The following is a 3,048-nucleotide window of genomic DNA, read 5'->3' on the forward strand; positions in this document are numbered from 1 at the left end:
CTCCGGCGGAGGACGGGCGGGGGCCGGACGGCGAGGTGGTCGGCAGCCCCGCGGCGAGTGCGGCCCGGTGCTCCTCGACGTCGGCGCGCAGCTCGCGCAGCACCGCCGCCCGGTCGGCGGCGCCCGGGCCCGTGATCACCGCGTCGTAGTCGGTGAGCAGGCGGTCGGTCGCGGCCACCGCGCGCACGCGCAGCGGGAGGTCGGGGTCGGGGCGGGCCGTGCGGTCGGCGTCCCGGTGGTCCTCGGTGCAGCCGGCCGCGAGCAGCGCGCCGGCCAGCGCGCCGAGGACCAGGACGGTCCGCCGGGTGGGGGACGGCATCGGCACGCTCCCGCTCGTCTCGCGGGGCCGCGCCCCTGGGTCACCGTGAGGTCACCGTGCATCATTTCAGGGCTCCCGCGGCGCCGGACGGGCGGGCGGGCCCGATCGGCGGAGTGTGAGCTTGCTCGCAGGCTCTGCTGTCACCCGGGGGGCGGCACGGTCGGAATCGGCGGTTGCCCTGCGGACCGGATAGGCTGCGCCGTGAGTTAGCACCTGACAACAGCAGACGCGGCCGAGGAGTCACCCGGATGAGCACCCCCCAGATCGACCGGCTGCGTGCGCTGCTGGAGCCCCTGGCCGCCGAGGCGGGCCTCGACCTGGAGGACCTCAGGATCACCCAGGCGGGCAGCCGCCGCCAGGTCCAGATCGACGTGGACGCCGACGGCGGCGTGGACCTCGACGCGATCGCGGAATTCAGCCGCGAGGTCGGCCGGGTGCTGGACGACTCCGACCTCATGGGCAGTGCCCCGTACCTGCTGGAGGTCGGCTCGCCGGGTGCGGAGCGCCCGCTCGTGCTGCCCCGTCACTGGGCCAGGGCCGAGGGCCGGCTGGCGAAGATCCAGCTGGTCGAGGGCGGCGAGATCATCGCCCGGGTGCTGGGGAGCGACGAGGAGGGTGCCCTCGTCGAGGTGCAGCCGGTCAAGGGGCGCGGCCGTCCCAAGGAGCGCCGGCTGGCCTTCGCCGAGGTCGCCAAGGCCCGGGTCCAGGTCGAGTTCAACCGCAAGGACGAGGCGCTGCTCGACGAGGCAGGCGAGGACATCGCGGACGAGGCCGACGACGCCGGCGACGACGGCGCGCACGACGCGTAGTCGGGGTTCGGCCCCGATCATGAACCTGAAGAGAGAAGAGGAGGCGTAGCCGTGGACATCGACATGAGCGCCCTGCGTGGGCTGGTTACCGAGAAGGGCGTTCCGTTCGACCTGCTGGTCGAGTCGATCGAGTCGGCGCTCCTCATCGCGTACCACCGCACCGAGGGCTCGCGCCGCCGCGCCCGGGTCGAGCTGAACCGCAAGACCGGCCACGTCACGGTCTGGGCGCTGGAGGACTCCGCCGAGCTGGAGGAGGGCGTCGAGCCGAAGGAGTTCGACGACACCCCGAGCGGCTTCGGCCGGATCGCCGCGTCGACCGCCAAGCAGGTCATCCTGCAGCGCCTGCGGGACGCGGCCGACGACCAGACCTTCGGCGAGTACGCGGGCAAGGAGGGCGACATCGTCACCGGTGTCGTCCAGCAGGGCAACGACCCCAAGAACATCCTGGTCGACATCGGCAAGCTGGAGGCGATCCTGCCCCCGCAGGAGCAGGTGCCCGGCGAGGAGTACAAGCACGGCACCCGGCTGCGCTGCTACGTGGTCGGCGTACGCCGCGGCGTCCGCGGCCCGTCGGTGACGCTCTCGCGCACCCACCCGAACCTGGTGAAGCGCCTCTTCGCGCTGGAGGTGCCGGAGATCGCGGACGGCTCGGTCGAGATCGCCGCGATCGCCCGCGAGGCCGGCCACCGCACCAAGATCGCGGTGTGGTCGCGCAAGCAGGGCCTGAACGCCAAGGGCGCCTGCATCGGCCCGATGGGCGGCCGGGTGCGCAACGTGATGGCCGAGCTGCACGGCGAGAAGATCGACATCGTCGACTTCTCGGAGGACCCGGCCGAGATGGTCGCCGCCGCACTGTCCCCCGCGCGGGTGACCAAGGTGGAGATCGTGGACTACGCGCAGCGCTCCGCACGGGTGATCGTGCCCGACTACCAGCTGTCGCTGGCGATCGGCAAGGAGGGCCAGAACGCCCGCCTGGCCGCCCGTCTGACGGGCTGGCGGATCGACATCCGACCGGACACCGAGGCCCCCGCCGGGGAATCCGCGGACCAGTAGTCGGCGTTGTAGCAGTCCCGCGGAGATCGGCGGGGCGGCGCCATGTCCCTTCGGAGGGGTAGACTTGAGCTTGTCTGGCCGGACGCATGTCCGCGCATGCCCTGAACGCACCTGCGTGGGCTGCCGCAAGCGCGCGGCCAAGCATGAGCTGCTGCGTGTCGTGGCGGTCGAGGGCATGTGCGTCCCCGATCTCCGCGGCGCACTGCCGGGGCGGGGTGCACATCTGCATCCCGATCCCGCCTGCCTCGACCTCGCGGTCCGCCGTCGGGCGTTCCCCAGGGCCTTCCGGCTCCAGGGTCCGCTCGACACCGATGCACTGCGGTCATACGTCGAGCAGCGGGCGGGCGCGGCCCCGGTGTCCTGAGTCCTCAGGCGCGGCGGAGCACCGCAGGAAGTGCACGGCACACGTTCGTCGTGTGCGGTGCGAAACGTCAGGTACCTCGCGAGATGGAAGTAGGTCGAGATTGCGATGAGCACTCGATGAGTACGCGATGAGTACGCCCATGAAGTAGCGACAGTCCGGCGGACGATGACCCCGGACGGATAGACAGGAGCGAAGTGGCTAAGGTCCGGGTATATGAGCTCGCCAAGGAACTTGGCTTGGAGAGCAAGGCCGTCATGGCCAAGCTCACCGAGCTCGGTGAGTTCGTGCGTTCGGCGTCCTCGACGATCGAGGCGCCGGTCGTTCGCAAGTTGACTGACGCTTTGGGAGCGACGCCGCCTGCCGGTGGTTCCTCCGCGAAGCCTGGCCCGCGGAAGCCCGCGGCGCCCCAGCCCGCCGGCGGTGCCGGCGCGGCTGCACCCAAGCCGGGTGCGCCCACCCCCGGCCCGCGTCCCACGGTGACGCCGGGCCCCCGTCCCACTCCC

4 protein-coding genes and 1 pseudogene are annotated in these 3,048 nt (G+C 72.1%); 4 read left to right on the forward strand and 1 reads right to left on the reverse strand.

Going from position 1 to position 3,048, the window contains the following annotated elements:
• Positions 1–319: pseudogene (locus KSNIM_RS24585) on the reverse strand (hypothetical protein); the annotation flags it as partial.
• Positions 320–567: 248 nt separating this feature from the next.
• Here KSNIM_RS24585 and rimP point away from each other — a divergent pair.
• The 4 genes from rimP to KSNIM_RS24605 form a co-directional block, all read left to right on the forward strand.
• Positions 568–1,128 (forward strand): ribosome maturation factor RimP, encoded by a 561-nt coding sequence (gene rimP / locus KSNIM_RS24590; RefSeq protein ID WP_263105316.1) that lies wholly within the window; start codon positions 568–570, stop codon positions 1,126–1,128.
• 51 nt (positions 1,129–1,179) lie between these two features.
• On the forward strand, positions 1,180–2,181 hold the full coding sequence (gene nusA, locus KSNIM_RS24595; RefSeq protein WP_263105317.1) for a transcription termination factor NusA: 1,002 nt from the start codon (positions 1,180–1,182) through the stop codon (positions 2,179–2,181).
• A 70-nt stretch (positions 2,182–2,251) separates the two neighbouring features.
• A complete protein-coding gene (locus KSNIM_RS24600) occupies positions 2,252–2,545 on the forward strand; it encodes a YlxR family protein (RefSeq protein WP_263108097.1) in 294 nt (97 codons plus the stop codon).
• Positions 2,546–2,739: 194 nt separating this feature from the next.
• A partial coding sequence (locus tag KSNIM_RS24605) for a translation initiation factor IF-2 N-terminal domain-containing protein (protein WP_263108098.1) occupies positions 2,740–3,048 on the forward strand: 309 nt, incomplete at its 3' end.

It is taken from the genome of Kitasatospora sp. DSM 101779 (genome assembly GCF_025655475.1).
Lineage (GTDB): Bacteria > Actinomycetota > Actinomycetes > Streptomycetales > Streptomycetaceae > Kitasatospora.

Bases quoted from the DNA above. Each gene is read 5' to 3' on its own strand.
- rimP (WP_263105316.1), top strand. From the start codon at position 568: ATGAGCACCCCCCAGATCGACCGGCTGCGTGCGCTGCTGGAGCCCCTG.